Origin of the sequence: Gorillibacterium terrae, from assembly GCF_051594785.1 — a bacterium.
Lineage (GTDB): Bacteria > Bacillota > Bacilli > Paenibacillales > NBRC-103111 > Gorillibacterium.
The window spans coordinates 345,799-364,216 of the sequence record NZ_JBPPGI010000001.1 but is presented as its reverse complement, the minus strand read 5'-3'; the positions used below and the strand labels follow the sequence as shown (position 1 = coordinate 364,216).

The following is an 18,418-nucleotide window of genomic DNA, read 5'->3' as shown; positions in this document are numbered from 1 at the left end:
TTGTCTTCAAGAATGCGGCGCTTCCTCCGGTCATTTGCGATTAAATCATATAGGAAATAAACGCAAAAAAGAGCCCGGAATCGTCTTCCGGACCCTTAAGCTGAATATCGTTCGACAAACGATTAATACGTCCACCAATTGCCGGACATGACCAGCATGGAGAACAGCTTGATGCTGTCTTCGTAGTACCCCTCGCTGGAGCTGCCGGCCGTTTTGGTCCAGATGGCGTTCAGCCAGCTTTGGTTGGCCGAGGATATCATTGCGCTGACGCCGAACGGGGCGTAAAACGCACCGCTGTTATAAGAACCGACAACACTGCCGCTCAGCTTATACCCGTCCTTGATGCTGCTTGGATTGCTGGCGACCTTGCCCTTGATCCAGGTGTTCATTTGAGTAAGCTGGCTCAAAGCCCGGGTATCGCCGCTGATCAGATAGTCCGTCGTGATCCGCCAAGGCGTGCGGCAGGAGTTGTATTCGTAATTTCCGTCGTTGGCTCCTTCCAGAAAATCGGCCGACGCCGGTTTGTAGGCGGAGCCGGACAGCACCACGAAGTCAGGCAGCAGGCCCGTGGATGAGCTGTAGTTGGCGTAAATGGAATTGATGATCGTATACGTCTTGTCGATGACGTTCGCCCACTTCGCATCGCCTGTCGCCGCCTGGAACGCTTTCAGATGATTCAGCATGAAGTCCGAAGGACGGGTGGCGTTCTTGTACGTGCTGTCCGTAGCCCAATCGCCGAGGCGCAGCGTCCACTGGGTCTGGTTCACGTCGCTTTGCATGATGGCGTTGATCATATCCTTGGCGGCTTGGAGGTAATTGATGCCGCCGCCGCTGCCCCACTGCTTGTCCGCCAGCAGGAGCGAATAGGCAATGTCCATGTCGCCGTCCGTAGCCGAATCGGCTCCTTCGATATTCTGAAAGCTGCTGTTCTGCTTCCACGCCATCAGCTTCGAATTGTTGTCGCTCGGATGCGCCTTGTAGTATTGATAGAGTCCGTCAAAGTAGGTCTGTGCGCTGCCGTCATACCCGGCCATCAGGACGGTCGCCAGCATCCCGTACCCATGGGCTTCGGATACCGTGTCTCCATTGGACTCGTATTTCACGTAATATTTTCCCGTGCCAGCCGGCTTCAGATAGGCGGATTTCCAGCTGTCCCACTTGGCCTGCACGGCGCTGTCCATCGCGCTTTGCGTCACGTTGTTCGGCTTGATCGTACCGCTGGTATAGGTCGTGTGCTGCGGAAACGGTTTACTCGGAGCAGCGAAGGCGAAGCCCGCAGGAATCAGCAGAAAAGCGAGCAAGCCCATCGCAACCGCCTTGCCGCTAAGCGAGAATGTTCTGATTTTTCCCATTGTCATACGCTCCTTTAAGGTTCGGATGGTTGGAACCCTGACATAACCTTGAAGTCGATGAAACCCAGCGTTTGATCCGACAGCTCGTGCTTGAATCCGCTTGTTGCGATACGATAAGAGAGACCCCCCCCTCCTTTTACTTAAATTAAAGCGCTTTAACTTATGCCCATCCCCAGTCTATTATTTTTTCTAATAAATGTAAATAGGACTCTGGAAAACTGCTTCCAAAGTCCCGAGAATTGACTGGATTTTCATCCCCCCGTGTGGAACCGATAAGGCAACCTGCCTCATCGCTTATTCAAATAATCATCGGCTAATTTCCTATAGGGATCCTTTGAATCATATTCCGTATGGATTAAATAGTGGATAAATAGATCCTCCACTTCCGTACTGTCCAAAGAAGCAAAATATCGCATGACTTCCTCTAGCAGCCCCCTCCAATTTGTATCATGGAAGAGACTCTTTGCAAGTTGAAACGCTCTCTCGGACTCTTCCTGCTGCAGTTTCTTAAAGATTAGCTCTACTTCAAATTCGGCCTCTTCATCTCGCCTGTTTAGCAAATCTGCGATGTGTCCCTCGGATGTATCTGTCACCTTATTCGAAAATGCGATCGACTCGGGATAAGTCCTCCTGCCGTTCTGAGAGAAAGGATGTTCCTCCTCTGCTTCCGCCATCCATACCCTCTGACAGTCTTTAAGGATATTCTCCACTTCACGAACCTCGAGCTTCGATTTGCTCGTTTCAATGATCTTCTTCAGGTTGTGGTAAACCCGCTTGGGCCTTTTAAGCAAATGAAAAGGATAATTAACACCGCCGGCATTGAAATATACCGGTTTTTGATCCGCATTCCAGCAGATCCCCGTAACCTCGATCAGCGTTAAACAATCAATCGTTTTATCCGCGAGGTAAGCAGCAGTTGCTCTGTGATGACCATCCAACAAGGTACTCATAAACCCATCATAGTAATAGGCCAGCCCTGTCATGGTTTTTCCAGCCGATATCTGCTCTAAATAATGATCTACCCTCTCTCGGTTCAACTGCCGAATGCTTTGGGAAGGAAGGAGGAAGTTGGGAGTTCCCGAACAGTAAAAAGACTTATAAAACACATCTGCCGTAGCCTTATATGGTCTTCGGGAACTCGTTAGATTCCAGAAAAATCCGCCTTCTCCATCCGTCGGAATCATTTCGATGCGAGTCAACAAGTAGTACCCGTCGTCCAAGATCGTCAGCACCGGCTTAATCGTTTCAAACGTTTCCGCAATATCGCTTGTGGGTTCTTGAGATGCTTTAAGGGTATCGATCAAGCTTGGGTTCACATGCTCTCTGCCCAGTCCTCTGCTTAACAGCTTGGCGCAGGTTGGACAGTATTGTTCCTCTCCATAACTGGTGATCAGCGGCAGATGATCCAGGAGCAAAAAGTTATAAGAATCGCCGTTTTCATCCACACCATATCTCATGGACAGGGTTCCGAGTCCGTTCTTCACCCTTACGAGAAGGGCATCCCTTCCCCAAGGGTGATACGAACCGGGAATCCGGTCCTCGCACTCAACTGCTCCCCGAAGCCTGAAACAGACCACTTCCCCAACTCCTAACGCTTATGGAAGCCTGAATCCCCCACGATTCAGAACTCCTTCCTCACCTTACAAACGCGGATCAATCCCCTGCTCCTGGGCCACTTCAAATAGAAGATTGGCCGCAATTTCCCGATAGGTCTCATGGTCGGGCGCAATTTCATGAAAGGGAACAGCCAGCATCCGCAGCCCCAGCCGGTACTCTTGAAGCGAGGTGCGAAGCTTCGGATTGACATTTTTCTGCTTCAGCAGCTTGCGGTATTTATGCGGGAATTGATAGTCGTATCCATAAATGATCGACAGGTAGTTGGGATTCCGGACTTTCAGATAGGGTACCGTCTTTCCGTTCCAGAGCTCCGGTTTGATCACGATGCCTTCCATCCCATTCTCCATCGTCAGCCGGGAGAAGTACGATTCGGCTTTTTCCAACCCTTCCGGATCGGACAGGTCCAGCACGACGGCCTCATCGTCCGACAAGAAGCCATACATCTCGGAGGTCGGCCAATTCGGAAGCTCTTCCCGGCCGTCCGCATAGACGATTTTCAGAACGGAAAACGGCTTGTACTCCAATTCCTCTTCTTCGGCATACAGCTCCAGCTGTCTTTTGTACGTTTGATAAGCTTCGACATGCCGGGATACGGGAACAAAAGCATGCTTGATTTCATGGACGCATTTGTAGGTTTGATAGGCACCGGCACCATACTTATCGCTTAGCGCGGACTTGGCCGTCTGATGCTGGTCCTTCTCGAAGCCGCTCGCTTCATATTCGCCGAGGAGCTTTTGCAAGGCTTCTTCAAAGCCGTTCTGCTGCAGGAAAGTGAGCTCCGACTCCAAGGCCCGCTCGATGGGTTTGAACTGTCGGTCGATCAGCCCTCCCCCCAGCGCCTTCCACGGAAGAAGTTCTCCGTCCAGAATCAGCATCGCGATCTTCTGTTCTTCCATATAGCCGCCAAATTGAACCAGCAGCCTGTCGTAGATTTCGGTCAGATCGACTTGACTGATCTTATAGCCGTTGCGGCTGACGGCAAAGCACTGCGTCCGGTCTTGATGCAGATAGACATTGCACCTCGACCCCATATATTTGGGCTGCAGAACAACCTGCTCAACGCCGCGTTCCTTGAAATAGCGGAGGCCTTGCTTCAAGGATTCCAGTTCATTCGTCTCGTCCTGTTTGTCCGCCGGGGACATGGTTCCGGAGATAAAGTTAATCTTGTTTCGCGAGCAATAGTGCAGCCGGCGGACGTCCTCCTCGTTCAGGTCCGAGAGCGATACCTTCCGTTCCGCCTTGAAAAGCGTCTGCAGCTCCTCGGCAATTCCCGTTTGGCTGGACTTCCGGGATTTCACCATCGGCTTAGGCCCGAAGCTAACCGAGGTCAACAGATTGCCGTTCACGCAGCCCGTATCGAGGTGAAGCTTATTGCCGATCCGAAACGGCTGTTTGGCCATAACATGTCCAAATACATGATAGGGATGATTGGGCACCGCTTCCTCCTGCAGAAAAGCAAGCTGCCCCTCCAGCGGCGCTTCCCGGTCGATGCGGAAGTTCCGTTGGTGCCGCAGGGAATTCGCATCCAGCTTGCCGATGTATTTGTTCCGGCATGGGGCGTGGGTAACATAGAAGGACGGCCCTTTGCTTCCGATCATCCGATAAAAAGGCTGCGAAGTCGCAACCAGATGCTGAAATTTCGCCAGCAGGTCCGGGTCGTTCCGAAGCACCTGGGTCGAATCGAAATAAGTATGCAGCATTTCTTGATCGATCCCCTGAACTTCGTCCTTCAGGTATTTGTCGACAAAATTCTCGTGGTTGCCCAGCACCAAGCAAAAGAGCGATTGGTTGTCATGCAAAAAATCGATGATCTCCCTCGTCTGCTTTCCCTTGTCGATCCAGTCCCCAACCAGAATCAGCTTGGTTTGCTTCAGCCTATCGGTTGGCACAAGCTTGCCCGCTTCGAGCTTATACCCCTGATCCAGCAGCAGTCCTTTTAGGTCATCTACGCATTCGTGGACATCGCCAATAATAAGATACGACCGGTCTTGAGGAAGAAGGGTTGCGAGGTAGGCCTCCCGATTCTGAATATGGACGGTGTATTCGGGGTTTGCCCGCCTTTCCTCGGGAAGATAGAAGTCCTTGGCCCGCACCTTATGGATCTTTCCGTATCCCTCGCGGGGCAAGGAACCGAGGACTTCCTTCTTCAAGCGATTGATGTGATTCGTAATCAGCTTCTTCGAGCGCTCCGAAGCATAATAATCTTCCCGCTTTCGGTAATCGAAGACGATAACCTCCAGGTTGTAATGATTCTGAACCGCAATTTCCTTCACCTTGCTCCGGAAATCCTCGGACAATCCCGTGGTATCCACGACGACAAACTCCGCATTGACCGGAAAGGACGTCACCGTCTTCAGTCTTTCAAACAGCAGATGAAACGCCTGCCCGCTCATCTCCAGCATCACTTGCTCATACTTGTCGTATTCATAGCCAAGGACTTCCTGGCGAATCCGGTCGGAAGACAAATATTGAACGTTTGTCCTAAGCGCCCGATTGACATCCTCAAAACGCAGCGCGGGAATCAAGACTTCCTGAGCAAACGTCGTCTTGCCGCACTCCGTTGGCCCAACCAGCATAAAAATCGTATGAACGTTCGTTTGGATTTCCATGGATCAGGCCCCCCTCTTCTGAAAGATAACGCCTTGGGTAGTTTGAACATCGTCGACCCCGTCTCCAACGTCGACAAACTCGGCGTGCAGATCCGCCTCCCGGATGATCTCTCGCATCCAGGCCTGGAAGGATTCTTTCCCAAGCTCCCACTTGTGATCCTCATGGCGGAACCCGCTCAGCTCGTAGTAGCGGTTAAAATCGGCATTCGGCGTCGTGATCAGGAAGCGGTCAAACTCGACCTCGGAGCAGATGCGAAGAATCAGCCGCCTGGCCTCCTCTTGGCTCATGTGCTCGATGACCTCGGTCAGAATCACATCCACCTGTTCTCCGTTGTAGCTTTCCAAAAACTCATCGACCGAACGGAACGTCACGATGTTTTCGATCTCTTTGGCCTCCGCTTTGCGGCTAACCTGCTCGAGCAGTTCTTCCTGAATGTCGATCGCATAGTAGGTGCCCTCGATTTTACCGGCAAAGGGAATGGCATAGAAGCCTTCTCCGCAGCCCACATCCAAGATCGCCTTATCGAAGGGCAGCACATTTCCGATGTAAGCTCTTCTCTGGAAGGCGGTCCCCCCGTAGGCGAACCGGATTCGGTAGCGTTCCGTATTCTCCAGTTGTCCCTTAAATTTATGGAACCGATCCCGAGAATTCAGGAAGTTCCGGGCAAACAGGCTGCGGATATAGAAGGGCGCATCGATCACATTTATACTCTTGATGTATTTCTCCAGAATGCTGTCGGAAATATCGATGTACTCGTTGCCAAACATGGAGAGAAACAAGCAGAATACGCTTGCCGCATGCAGCAGGTGGTACAGACTCTTGCTTGTCGTCATGGTAAGGGAATAGCTCTTATGCGCCTGATGGGCAATTTCGAAGGTAAACTCCTTAAGGTGCTTCTCGAAGAATTCGACATAGTGAACCCGTTCGATATGAACCATATTGACGTATAGGGTATGTTCATAACCGTCCACATCCCGCTCATCCCGGCCCTTTAGCGGAGCCGAGAAAAACTCGTTTATCGCATTCAGCGGGAATAGGGGCGTGTTGTAACGGGAGACATTCAGGTATTCAAAGGCCTCTCCCTCATCCCGCTTATAAGAAACCTCGTTGTCTGCATCTTTGAAATACACATTGAAGCTTTGCGGATCGCTGTACCAGCCGTAAGCCATCCCTTTGCGAATGGAACGAAGCATCATACCGGTGTTCGGATTCTTCTTGATCAAAAACGAAAACTGGGGGTTGGTGGATCTGAGTTGGACGATTGCCATATCCATCTGCTCCTAACGTCGGCGGGAAAATACCGCACCTGCTTTTCCGGCGCTTTCTCAATCGCTGTGGCATCTAGGCTGGGTTGGCCGCTTCTTGTATTGTCGCTTACTTTTTTGGAAATGAACAGGGGGCGATCTGTGTTTTTTGGTTAAAAATTCATATAGAAACCATCCAGGATTTGGGCAATCCCAACAAATGAAACCACGACGGCAAACGATCATGGTTTGTTGCCTTTCCGACAACTCATTATTAACAAAAAAGCCCATTTTTTAAGGTGAAGGATGATTGTAAGCTTCTCTCTCATTTGCTAGTATTATAGGCTGACTGGATAACCGGGACCAAGGTCTTGTTTCGATCTTCCGTAGGGCCGTGTAAGCAGGGAGGAAGGTAATAAATGCTGCGAGTGATCCTTGTCGATGACGAAGGGCTTTCCTTGAAACGGCTCAGCCGGATTCTGTCCGAGAGCGGAGATGTTGAAGTCTGCCAGACGTTCCTGAATCCGCTGGAGGCCTATGAGTATGTGAAGGACAACCCCGTGGATATTGCCTTTCTGGACATCTCCATGCCCGGGGTAAGCGGAATGATGTTATCCCGCCAGCTTCATGAGCTGCACGAAACCATGGACATCATATTCGTCACCGCCTATGAGGAATATGCCCTCCAGGCATTCGACATTAGCGCCACGGACTACCTTCTGAAGCCGGTGTCGGCCGAACGCGTGGAGCAAGCCCTGCATAAAATCCGAAAGCGAACGCTGCCGCGGGAGGGAGAGCCGGTGCTCGAGGTGCGCATGTTCAACGGATTTAAACTGGCGCACCCCGGTCCGGACCGGAAGCCCCTTAAACTGAGGAGCCCCAAGACGGAGGAGCTGTTCGCTTTTCTCCTGTACAAGCGCTCGGTCAGCCGCGACGAGATTATGGATACGCTATGGGGCGGGTTTGAGTCCGAGAAGGCCAGCAACAACCTGAATTCCAATCTGCACTATATTCGCAAGGCCATGGTTGAAAGCGGGCTTCAGGCCTGCCTGCTCGCGGACCGCAACCAGGTTCAGATTGTGGAGAATTCCCTGTCCTGCGATCTCTACGCGTTCGAGCGTTTACTGAGGGATATTAGACTGTACCGGGATGGGCGCAAGGGAATGCTGAAACAGGCGGCCACTCTGTATACCGGGCCTTTCCTGAAGGGCAAAACCTACGATTGGGCCAGCACCAAGACGCGCCGTTTGGAGCAGGATTACATGGAGCTGTTGGAACTCGGCGCCCGACTCTTTCTTGAGCAGAATCAGGTGGAGCAGGCCCTGCAAACCTACGATCAAATCCTCCTGCTCGATGGCCTGCGCGAGGATATCACCCAACAGGTGCTGCGTTTGTTGATCGGACTCGGGAGAACCAGCGAGGCCATCCGGCGGTACCGCAGGCTGGAAGAGGTCCTGCTGCAGGAGCTGGGAACGCAGCCATCCCCCCCCATCCGGGAGATGATGCGCCGGTTGAATGGATAAACCGATAGAGCCATTCCGCGTAGGTTAAGGTCCGAATCAATCCGTATCTTCTTCATCCAGTCCGTAAGCAAACCAAAGCCGGTTGCCCTGAAATCAGGCAACCGGCTTTCTGTCATTCAGGCTGCGGCTAGCGGATAATCTCGATCCGCTGATCTTGCGGGAACCACATCACATAAGCTCCCAAAGCTTCCGAAACGTAACGCAGCGGCACCAGGATGCGGCCGTTCATCTCTTGCGCGGGCACATCCATTCCTTCGATGGTTTTTCCCAACGTCAGGGTCAGCACTCTGCCGTTAAGCGTAATGGTAGCCGTTTGGGTGGCTTGGTTCCACTTCACCTTCGCGCCCAATGCTTCCGCTACGACCCGGATGGGCACCAGCGTCCTTTGCTCCCGGACAACCGGCGGCACATCGGTTTGCTTGGCCAGCGTTCCGATCGAATACTTCGTGCTGTCGATCTTGAACGTAATCTTGGTGACCGAATCGGCCTTAACAATGCTGTACAAGCTGAAGCTGTCGGTATAGAACTCAAAGCTATTCGATGCCGGGATATAGACACCGCCAAGCTTGATCGTCTTATACGTGCCGTCGGCTTGAGGAACGAACCGAACTGCGGTCAGGTTTGTCGTCCCTCCGGTCAAGCCCAATTCCTTCAGGTTGATCGTCACTTTGACCGGTTCAGCGAAGCTCTTGATTCTTGTGCTGGTGCCGTTGGAATAGTTCAATTGAGCGATCAGATCCAGAACTTTCCCGCCGAGCGGCTGCAAACCAGCCTGCTCCAGCTTGGCTCCTGCCAATACCTCCTCGGTTTTGGACTTCTCGGTGAGAAGCGTCCCTAACTCCAGGGTAGCCTTCAAGCCTTGTTTGAGTTCGGGTACGTTCAAGCCATTTTTACCAAAATCAATGGTAGCCAATGCGGATTCCAGAATAATCGGCTTGCCATCCTTCATGATCGATTGAACCTCAGTCGTATCGGCCTTTACGGTGCCTTGCCCGACTTCTACTGTGGTCAGTCCATCGGTAATTTTGGTAGACGGCTGTACCACGGGCTGCGTAGATGTCTGCGGCGGATTGGGATAAACCGGCGACGTCGTTAGGACCGCTTCCCGGAAAGCATCATACGCCTTTGTTAAGACTGCAAGCGCCTTGTCAATTTCGTTCTGCGTTGCCGCTGTACGGATAACCTTCTCTGCCTCCGTAATCGCTGCTTGCAGAACCGCTTTTGATCCTATCGGATACTGGCCTGCGCTATAGCCTTCCGTGCTCTTATCCAAAAGCGATTTGGCTGCGGTGATTTGGGTTTGAAGCTCTGCCGCATCCCCTGCTTTTACGACGGCCGCTTTAAAGGTTGCTACTGCTGCGTCCAGTGCTGCTTTGGCTGCGTCGATCTGCGCTTGCGTGGCCGGATTCTTCAGCGTTTCCTTGGCTGCTGCAATCGCCGCTTTCAGTGCGTCGACGGCTGCTGCCGGGTATTGACCTACGCCTTCACCCATGACTACACCGTCCAGCGTCGCTTCCGCTGCCGTTACGGCTGCGTCGGCTTCCTTGCTGTCACCTTTCACATTCACCGCATTCTCGAAAGCGGTGATTGCCGCGTTCAACGTGGCTTTCGCAGCATCGATCTGGGCTTGCGTGCCCGGATTCTTCAGTGCTTCTTTGGCTGCTGCAATCGCCGCTTTCAGCGCCTCGACCGCTTCGGCCGGGTATTGCCCTACGCCTTCACCTACAGGCACATCGACCAGCAGGGTTTCTGCTTCTGTTACGACTGCGTTCGCTTCTTCGCTGTCGCCTTTCACATTTACCGCAGCTTCGAAGGTAGCTACTGCGGCGTCAAGTGTTGCTTTGGCCGCATCAATCTGCGCTTGTGTGGCCGGGTTCTTCAGCGCTTCTTTGGCTTCCGCAATCGCGGCTCTCAGTGCATCGACCGCTTCGGCCGGGTATTGCCCTACGTCTTCACCTACAGGGACATCGACCAGCAGGCCTTCTGCTTCTGTTACGGCTGCGTTCGCATCCCCGCTGTCGCCTTTCACATTTACCGCAGCTTCAAAGGTTGCCACTGCGGCGTCAAGTGTTGCTTTGGCCGCATCAATCTGCGCTTGCGTGGCCGGGTTCTTCAGCGCTTCCTTCGCTTTCGCAATCGCCGCTTTCAGTACGTCGACGGCTGCAGTCGGGTATTGGCCTACGCCTTCGCCTACAGGCACATCGACCAGCAGGGTTTCTGCTTCTGTTACGACTGCGTTCGCTTCTTCGCTGTCACCTTTCACATTTACCGCGGCTTCAAAGGTTGCCACTGCGGCGTCCAATGCTGCTTTGGCCGCATCAAGCTGCGCTTGTGTGGCCGGGTTCTTCAGCGCTTCCTTGGCTTCTGCAATGGCGGCTTTCAGTGCATCGACGGCTTCGGCCGGGTATTCGCCTACACCTTCACCCATGACTACACCGTCCAGCGTCGCTTCCGCTGCCGTTACAGCTGCGTCGGCGTCCTTGCTGTCGCCTTTCACATTTACCGCAGCTTCAAAGGTTGCCACTGCGGTGTCAAGGGCTGCTTTCGCTGCATCAATCTGCGCTTGCGTGGCCGGGTTCTTCAGCGCTTCCTTGGCTTCCGTGATCGCCGCTTTCAGCGCGTTCACAGCTTCAGCCGGATATTGGCCAACGCCTTCACCTACAGGCACATCGACCAGCAGGCCTTCTGCTTCTGTTACGGCTGCGTTCGCTTCTCCGCTGTCGCCTTTCACATTTACCGAAGCTTCAAAGGTGGCTACTGCCGCATCCAACGTGGCTTTCGCTGCGTCGATCTGCACTTGCGTAGCCGGGTTCTTCAGCGCTTCCTTGGCTTCCGCAATCGCCGCTCTCAGTACATCGACGGCTTCAGCCGGGTATTGGTCTACGCCTTCGCCTATAACTGCTGCATCCAACGTCGCTTCCGCTGCCGTTACGGCTGCGTCCGCTTCCCCGCTTTCGCCTTTCACATTTACCGCAGCTTCGAAGGTTGCCACTGCGGTGTCAAGGGCTGCTTTGGCCGCATCAATCTGCGCTTGTGTGGCCGGGTTCTTCAGCGCTTCTTTGGCTTCCGCAATCGCGGCTCTCAGTGCATCGACCGCTTCGGCCGGGTATTGCCCTACGTCTTCACCTTCGTTAACATCGACCAGCAGGCCTTCTGCTTCTGTTACGGCTGCGTTCGCTTCCCCGCTGTCACCTTTCACATTTACCGAAGCTTCAAAGGTAGCTACCGCTGCGTCCAACGTGGCTTTCGCTGCGTCGATCTGCGCTTGCGTTTTCGGACTCTTCAGCGTCTCCTTGGCTGCTGCAATCGCGGCTTTCAGCGCGTCGACGGCGGCTGCCGGGTATTGGCCTACGCCTTCACCTACAACTGCAGCGTCCAGCGTTGCTTCCGCTGCCGTCATGGCTGCGTCGGCGTCCTTGCTGTCGCCCTTCACATTCACCGCAGCTTCAAAGGTAGCTACCGCTACGTCCAACGTGGCTTTCGCTGCATCAATCTGAGCTTGCGTTTTCGGGCTCTTCAACGTTTCCTTGGCTGCTTCAATTGCGGCTTTCAGCGCGTCGACGGCTGCTTCAGGATATTGGCCTACGCCTTCACCTACAACCGCAGCGTCCAACGTCGCTTCCGCTGCCGTCACAGCTGCGTCGGCGTCCTTGCTGTCGCCCTTCACATTCACCGCAGCTTCAAAAGTTGCTACCGCGGTGTCCAACTTCGCTTTAACTGCGTCGATCTGATCCTGCGTTTTGGGGCTCTTCAACGTTTCCTTGGCTGCTTCAATCGCGGCTTTCAGCGCGTCGACGGCTGCTTCAGAATATTGACCTACGCCTTTACCTACAACTGCAGCGTCCAGCGTCGCTTTTGCTTCCGTCACAGCTGCGTCGGCTTCCTTGCTGTCGCCAGCCTGGATTTGCGCCTTCTTAAACGCATCCATCGCGTCAACAAGAGATTGATAAGTAGCATCAAGCTTTACTTGAGACGACGGTTTGTCGAGTACAATAACGGCTGCATCGAATGCCGCTTTCAACGCTGCCTTTGCTTCAGCCGGATATTGTCCAACGCCGCCCCCTACTTGGCTGTCCTCCAAAAGACGGCCAACCTCATAGATTTTATTCAGAGCCTTTGTGTTATTGCCGGCTGGAATTTTTGCAGCGACGAATACCTCTACTGCATCTTCCAGTTTTTCAGAAGCCTGGTCAATTTGTTCCTGAGTTGCAGGCTCGCTGATTACCTGGGCTGCCGCTGCAATGGCTGCCTGCAGGACGGCTTTTGAACCTGCCGGATACTCCCCAGCGTCAATCCCCTCTACGACAGTGGTTAGGAAGGATTTCAAATTGGTGATAAACTCCTGGAGATCGGAATCATCCCCGGCAGGGACATAAGATTTCGAGAAATCCTCCTTCGCATCCTCAAGTGCTTGGAGCGCTTCCTCAATTTCTTCTTGAGTGGACGGCCTGCCTGCCACATCCTGCGCCGTTTGAATGTCGGCCATAAACAACGCTCGGACTTGCGGCCAGTATTGCCCTGCGCCGTAGCCTTCCTTGCTGTTATTGTAGAGCTGCGTTGCCTCTGCAATCGCCGTTAGCAGCGCAGTATTATCACCTGCCTGAATTTTGGCATCCGTGAAATCTTTAATTGCTTCTGCAAGGGCTTGATAAGCAGCATCAATTTCTTTCTGTGTTCTGGGCGAATCAAGCAGCTCCTCCGCCTGATGAATAGCCTTCTCAAAAGCAACTACGGCTTCCGACGGATACTCCCCAACATGATCGCCTTCTACGCTGTTTTGCAGAAGACCGTTTGCTTTATCCATTTGGTCAGTAAGCTTTGCGCTATCTCCTGCCAAGATTACCGCTGCTTCAAAAGTAGCTACCGCTGCGTCCAACGTAGCTTTGGCTGCGTCGATCTGCGCTTGCGTAGCCGGGTTCTTCAGCACTTCTTTGGCTGCTGCAATCGCCGCGTTCAGCGCGTCGACGGCGGCTGCCGGGTATTCGCCTACACCTTCGCCTACAACTGCATCATCCAGTGTCGCTTCGGCTGCCATTACGGCTGCGTCCGCTTCCCCGCTGTCGCCTTTCACATTTACCGCAGCTTCAAAGGTTGCCACTGCGGCGTCCAATGCTGCTTTCGCTGCATCGAGCTGCGCTTGCGTTTTCGGGCTCATCAGCGTTTCTTGGGCTGCTGCAATTGCCACTTCGAACGCATTCACTGCTACAGCCGGATACTCGCCTACCGCCTCTCCCTTTATACTTCCCTCAAAGAAGGCTTTCGCTTCCGTAATGGCAGCTTGAAGTGCGGCATGGTCTCCTGCTTTAATGACTGCGGCCTTAAAGGTCGTGACCGCCGTTTCGAGCGCTTGCTTTGCGGCAGTAAGCTCAGCTTGCGTTGACGGTTTATCCAGCACTCCTTGGGCTGCCACAATTGCCGCTTCCAAAGCTTCGATGGCTTCAGCCGGGTATTGACCTACGTCCTCGCCCGGTTCTGCTTGATTCCGCAGGGCTTCCGCATTGGCCACGGCCGCTTGAAGTGCCGTCGGATTTCCCGCCTTATTGACAGACGATTTGAAGCTTGCCAATGAGCTGTTTAATTGAGTAAGGGACTGCTGAACCAGTGCCTGGGGAGCATGGGAATCCCCAACGGTTCCCTCTGCTATTTCCACAAAAATCTCCACAAGCTCTTTTGAACCGGAGGGATACTCGCCTATCCCGTCGCCTTCCACACTGGCCGCCAAAAATGCCTTCGCCTCGGCTAGCGCCGTGACAAGCGCCGTTTTATCCGCTTCCGGAATCTTTGCATCCTGGAAGGTTTGGATGGCTGCCAACAGAGCTTGGTAAGCATCGTTAATTACCTTTTGGGAAGCCGGATGCATGGTTACAAAATATGCGGTATTAATCGCTTCTCCCAAAGCATTCATGGCCGCTTGCGGGTAGTCGCCTGGCCTATCTCCTATTGGACAGGTAAGGAAGAGGTTAGTTCCTTCATCAATTTTGGTTTTGAGTTGGGTGTTATCCCCATTTGCGGTAGCTTGAAAGGCTCCAATCGCGGCTTCCAGCGCTTGCTGGGCTGCAGCAAGCTCGGCATCCGTCATCGGTTCGCCAAGCGCGGCTTCCGCTGCAGCAACGGCCGTTTGCAGCGCCGCTTTTGCATCTGCCGGATATTGCCCGACATTCTCGCCGACTTGGCTGTTGTTCAAAAGCGTTTTGGTACTGGCAATTTTCAGTTGAAGCGGGGCAGGATCTCCCTGTACGAGGACAGATGCCTTAAAATCCGCTAAGGAATGATTCAAATTTGCTAATGCTTGATCGAGTTGTATTTGCGTAGCAGACAGGTCCACTAACGTAGCAAATGCCGTATCGATGATGCCTTGCAGGGTGTTTTTGGAACCTGCCGGGTATTGGCCGACCTTCGTTCCTTCTACACTGGCATTCAAGAAGGCGTTGGCCGCTCCGATGGCGGTTTGAAGCGGTTGTTTATTCGGCCCGGTATTTACCGCATCCCGGAAAGCCTGAATGGCCTTTACCAAGTCATCATAAGCTTGATTAATATCGGCTTGGGTTGCTGGATCATATGCCCATATGCCTGCATGAGTCATGGCATCATTTAAATCACGAATGGCGGATGTCGGGTATTGTCCGGGTTCATTCCCTTCTACACTGGCATCGATAAGATCCCAAGCTTCTTTTATTTTTGCCTTGAGTGCCGTGGCGTCTCCCGCCTGAATGACGGAGGCTTTGAATTTCTCCATGGCACCGGATAAGGCTTGGGTAGCTTTATCCAATTTTGTCTGGCTGGCTGGATACATGGCTATTTCATCCGCCGCCCCGATAGCTTCATTAAACTCATCAAATGCCGCATCCGGGTATTGGCCGATCTGATCGCCTCGGGTGCTGTTCCATTTAAGGGAGGAGGCTTCCTGTATTTTAGCTTGAAGCGCATGGTAATCCCCAAGTTGGACTATGGCATTATAGAAGGTTGTTAATGCCGCACTCAACGTTTGACAGGCCGCATCAATCTCATTTTGCGAAGCGGTCGGCTTGTCCTGCACCAACTTTGCCGCGTCGATCGCTGCCTTCAACGCCGCTTTTGCTTCGGCCGGATATTGGTTTACCTCTGTCCCAACCTGGCTCATCATGTAAGCGGATGTCGCATCAGCAATTTTGCCCTGCAGCGCGAGCTTGTCTCCCTCTCTAACTTCTGCCGCTTTAAAGGTTGTGACCGCGGTCTCCAGCGTGTGCTGAGCGGCAGCAAGCTCGGCATCCGTCATGGGTTCGTGGATAGCCGCCTCCGCTGCGTCAATCGCGGTCCGCAGCGCTTCGATGGCGGCAGCCGGGAACTCCCCGATCCCTTCGCCTACCGGGCTATCCAGAAGCGGTTTTGCATCCATAATGGTGACGTGAAGGGACAAAGTCTCTCCTTGTTTAAGCACAGACGCTTTAAAAACAGTTAATGAGTTATTTAGATTGGCTAACGCTTGATCGACTTGTTGCTGTGTGGAAGACATGTCTATCAATATATCCATTGCCGTACTTATGGAGTCGGCAAAAACGTTTATGGAACCTGCCGGATATTGGCCGACCTTCGTCCCTTCTACACTGTTATTCAAGAAGGTTTGGGCTGCTCCGACCGCAGCGTAAAGCGCTTGTTTATTGGTTCCGGTATTCTCCGCATCCCGGAAAGCCTGAATTGCCTTTACCAAGTCATCGTAAGCCTGATTAATTTCGGCTTGGGTGAATGGAGTAGAAACATAAATGCTTGCAACCATCTTGGCATTACTTAAATCATCAAATGCGGATTGCGGGTATTGTCCGGGTTCATTCCCTTCATAACTGGCATCGATAAGATCCCAAGCTTCTCTTATTTTCGCCTGGAGTGCTGTGGTATCTCCTGCCTTATTTATCGCATTATTAAAAGTTGTTATCGCGGCATCCAGGGCTTGATAGGCCGCATCCAACTGAGCTTCGGTAGCCGCCGTGTCGTTAAGCTTTGTCCAGGCTGCAGTAACAGCAGCTAACAGAGCATCGTTTGCTTCAGCCGGGTATTGACCGACAGAATCCCCTACAACAACAGAATCCAATAACTGCTGCGCTTCATTGATTTTTGCCTGAAGCTTTGCAGGATCTCCTGCTTGGACTTCGGAAGCGAGGTATGCTTTTATCGCATAGGATATCGTTTGGTAGGCACTATCAATTTCTTCTTGGGGCGGTGCAGAGTTGTTTAGAACACCTTCAACTGACACAATAGCCAGCATAAAAGTTTCTTTTGCCGGTTGCGGATATTGTCCAACTCCTTCACCGGGTAGGGTGTCCCAATAAAGGGTTCTCGCGTCGTTATACTTGTTCCAAAGGTCTTGGTAACTTGCTCCCTTAATGGCTGTAGCCTTAAATGCCGAGATGGAGCCTGTCAGGTTTTGATAGGCCGTATCAATTTCAGCCTGCGTGGTCGCCGTATCGTTTGTGTGCGAGGCTGTTTCGATGGCCGTATGGAACGCATCCATCGCTTCCCCCGGGTATTCCCCATAATCATTGCCGGCAACGGCATGGGAATACAGATCCTTCGCTTCGTTGATCTTCGTAATCAAATCTGTTTTATTAAGCTCCGGCTCTTCCAAACCTCCGTATAATTCTTGCGGTATGGAGATGCTGTATAAGCCGGTTACCGCATAAGGATTGATGCCGTTCGGGTAATAAAACCAATCTTTTCCCTGATTGATGGTGATAAAGTACTCAATCGTATAGGCCTTCTCCTGTTCAAACTCCGGATTAGCCAAATTAACGGTATAAGTCGCTCCTTGAACATGAGTCAATTGGCCCATTTGCTTAACGACACTCAGATAATTGCCGCTTGATTCGGATCGGTAATAGACATTGATGGTAGGAGTATCGCCATCCTGCAGCCCCGTAATGGTGAAGGTTGCCGGTATATTGTTGAATCCGGTTACAACGGGCAGGGTATGTTCCACGATTGGAGCATGGGAAAGGTCAAGAGGTTCCGTCAACTGAACCGTCAAGGCTCCCTCCAAGGTTCCCTCGACGACGTCCTCCGGATATTTCAGGAACCCCCCGTCACTATCGGACATGGCAAAAAAATACGTCATCTCATACGCATTGTAATCCCTCATCATACTCTTGACTTGATAGGTAATATCCGCCTTAAATACGGCATCGTCGAGATCGTCCTGTTTCAGAGAGACGATACCTCCCGGCACCATACCGTAGGGACACTTATAAAACGTTCTCATCTGAACACTCTGAACGCTGTCATCCAATGCCTTTACGCTTACGATCAGATTATCAAGATCGCTTGTGTCCAGCGGAGTGTGGGTTACCCTTGGGCCCGAGATACGTTTCTCCATCCGTACCTCTAACGTATTGCCTGACAATTCCGAAGCACCCAGGGTAACCAGGATATATCCCTCTTTGGACAGCTTTACGGTTTCCGTTCCGACTACATCAAGAACGGCGACTCCGCGCTCATTCGTGGAATCATTCAGAGAGGTCCCGCTTACTTCAATCGTAACCCCTTGCAAAGGCTCCTCTGTATTCGCGTCCTTCACCGTCAGGGTAAGCGGATGAGCCTGAGGCGTAGGGGCTGTGCCCTTGACGGTGATCGTTTGTGTAAAAAAGTATTCTCCGTCGATTACAGCGCGAATCGTAATGGTTCCCGAGACGGCGCCCTGATCGATTTGCAGGGTATGCCCTGAAATTCGCTTATCCGTCTGATTCCCGCCCTCAATGGATAGCTCCGTGAGGGAGGAGTCATAAGAACCCGAAAGATCTTTTGTGACTACCATGAGATCCCCGGAGTAACCTTGGGTGGTTACATCAATCGTACCCGGTACATCCTTAAAGTAAGGATTCAACGTTACTAATTTATAGAATTCCGTAAACTCCGGCTCCTCCGCATGGACCATTCCCATAGGCAGAGCGATGACCAATGCCAGCAACAAGGCGATAACCCGCTTAAATCTCAATGCATTTTCCTCCATTGTTTTCATTTTTTCAGACATAGTTCTATTCTAAGCGACAGCGCTAAACGTAGAATAAACAAGAAAAACCGCCACGAAGGGTGGCGGCTTGGATCG

6 protein-coding genes are annotated in these 18,418 nt (G+C 52.4%); 1 reads left to right on the top strand and 5 read right to left on the bottom strand.

Features of this window, described 5'->3' with window-relative positions:
- Positions 1 to 122: 122 nt before the first annotated feature.
- The 4 genes from ACSEXS_RS01510 to ACSEXS_RS01495 form a co-directional block, all read right to left on the bottom strand.
- Entirely contained in the window at positions 123 to 1,352 is a 1,230-nt protein-coding gene (locus tag ACSEXS_RS01510; protein ID WP_438431417.1) for a family 8 glycosyl hydrolase, read from the bottom strand.
- A 287-nt stretch (positions 1,353 to 1,639) separates the two neighbouring features.
- Positions 1,640 to 2,929 (bottom strand): hypothetical protein, encoded by a 1,290-nt coding sequence (locus ACSEXS_RS01505; RefSeq protein WP_438431416.1) that lies wholly within the window; start codon positions 2,927 to 2,929, stop codon positions 1,640 to 1,642.
- A gap of 63 nt (positions 2,930 to 2,992) precedes the next feature.
- A complete protein-coding gene (locus ACSEXS_RS01500) occupies positions 2,993 to 5,578 on the bottom strand; it encodes a metallophosphoesterase (RefSeq protein WP_438431415.1) in 2,586 nt (861 codons plus the stop codon).
- 3 nt (positions 5,579 to 5,581) lie between these two features.
- On the bottom strand, positions 5,582 to 6,847 hold the full coding sequence (locus tag ACSEXS_RS01495; RefSeq protein WP_438431414.1) for a class I SAM-dependent methyltransferase: 1,266 nt from the start codon (positions 6,845 to 6,847) through the stop codon (positions 5,582 to 5,584).
- A 395-nt stretch (positions 6,848 to 7,242) separates the two neighbouring features.
- Between ACSEXS_RS01495 and ACSEXS_RS01490 the strand changes: the two genes are divergently transcribed.
- Positions 7,243 to 8,346: a response regulator gene (locus ACSEXS_RS01490; protein WP_438431413.1), complete on the top strand. Its 1,104-nt coding sequence runs from the start codon at positions 7,243 to 7,245 to the stop codon at positions 8,344 to 8,346.
- A gap of 127 nt (positions 8,347 to 8,473) precedes the next feature.
- Here ACSEXS_RS01490 and ACSEXS_RS01485 read toward each other — a convergent pair whose 3' ends face one another.
- Positions 8,474 to 18,343, bottom strand: a complete 9,870-nt coding sequence (locus ACSEXS_RS01485) for a DUF4972 domain-containing protein (protein ID WP_438431412.1) — start codon at positions 18,341 to 18,343, stop codon at positions 8,474 to 8,476.
- Positions 18,344 to 18,418: the final 75 nt, after the last annotated feature.

What these genes read in the sequence shown, in the direction of transcription:
- ACSEXS_RS01485 (WP_438431412.1), bottom strand. Translation starts at nt 18,343, where the DNA reads ATGTCTGAAAAAATGAAAACAATGGAGGAAAATGCATTGAGATTTAAG.
- ACSEXS_RS01490 (WP_438431413.1), top strand. Translation starts at nt 7,243, where the DNA reads ATGCTGCGAGTGATCCTTGTCGATGACGAAGGGCTTTCCTTGAAACGG.
- ACSEXS_RS01500 (WP_438431415.1), bottom strand. Translation starts at nt 5,578, where the DNA reads ATGGAAATCCAAACGAACGTTCATACGATTTTTATGCTGGTTGGGCCA.
- ACSEXS_RS01510 (WP_438431417.1), bottom strand. Translation starts at nt 1,352, where the DNA reads ATGGGAAAAATCAGAACATTCTCGCTTAGCGGCAAGGCGGTTGCGATG.
- ACSEXS_RS01495 (WP_438431414.1), bottom strand. Translation starts at nt 6,847, where the DNA reads ATGGCAATCGTCCAACTCAGATCCACCAACCCCCAGTTTTCGTTTTTG.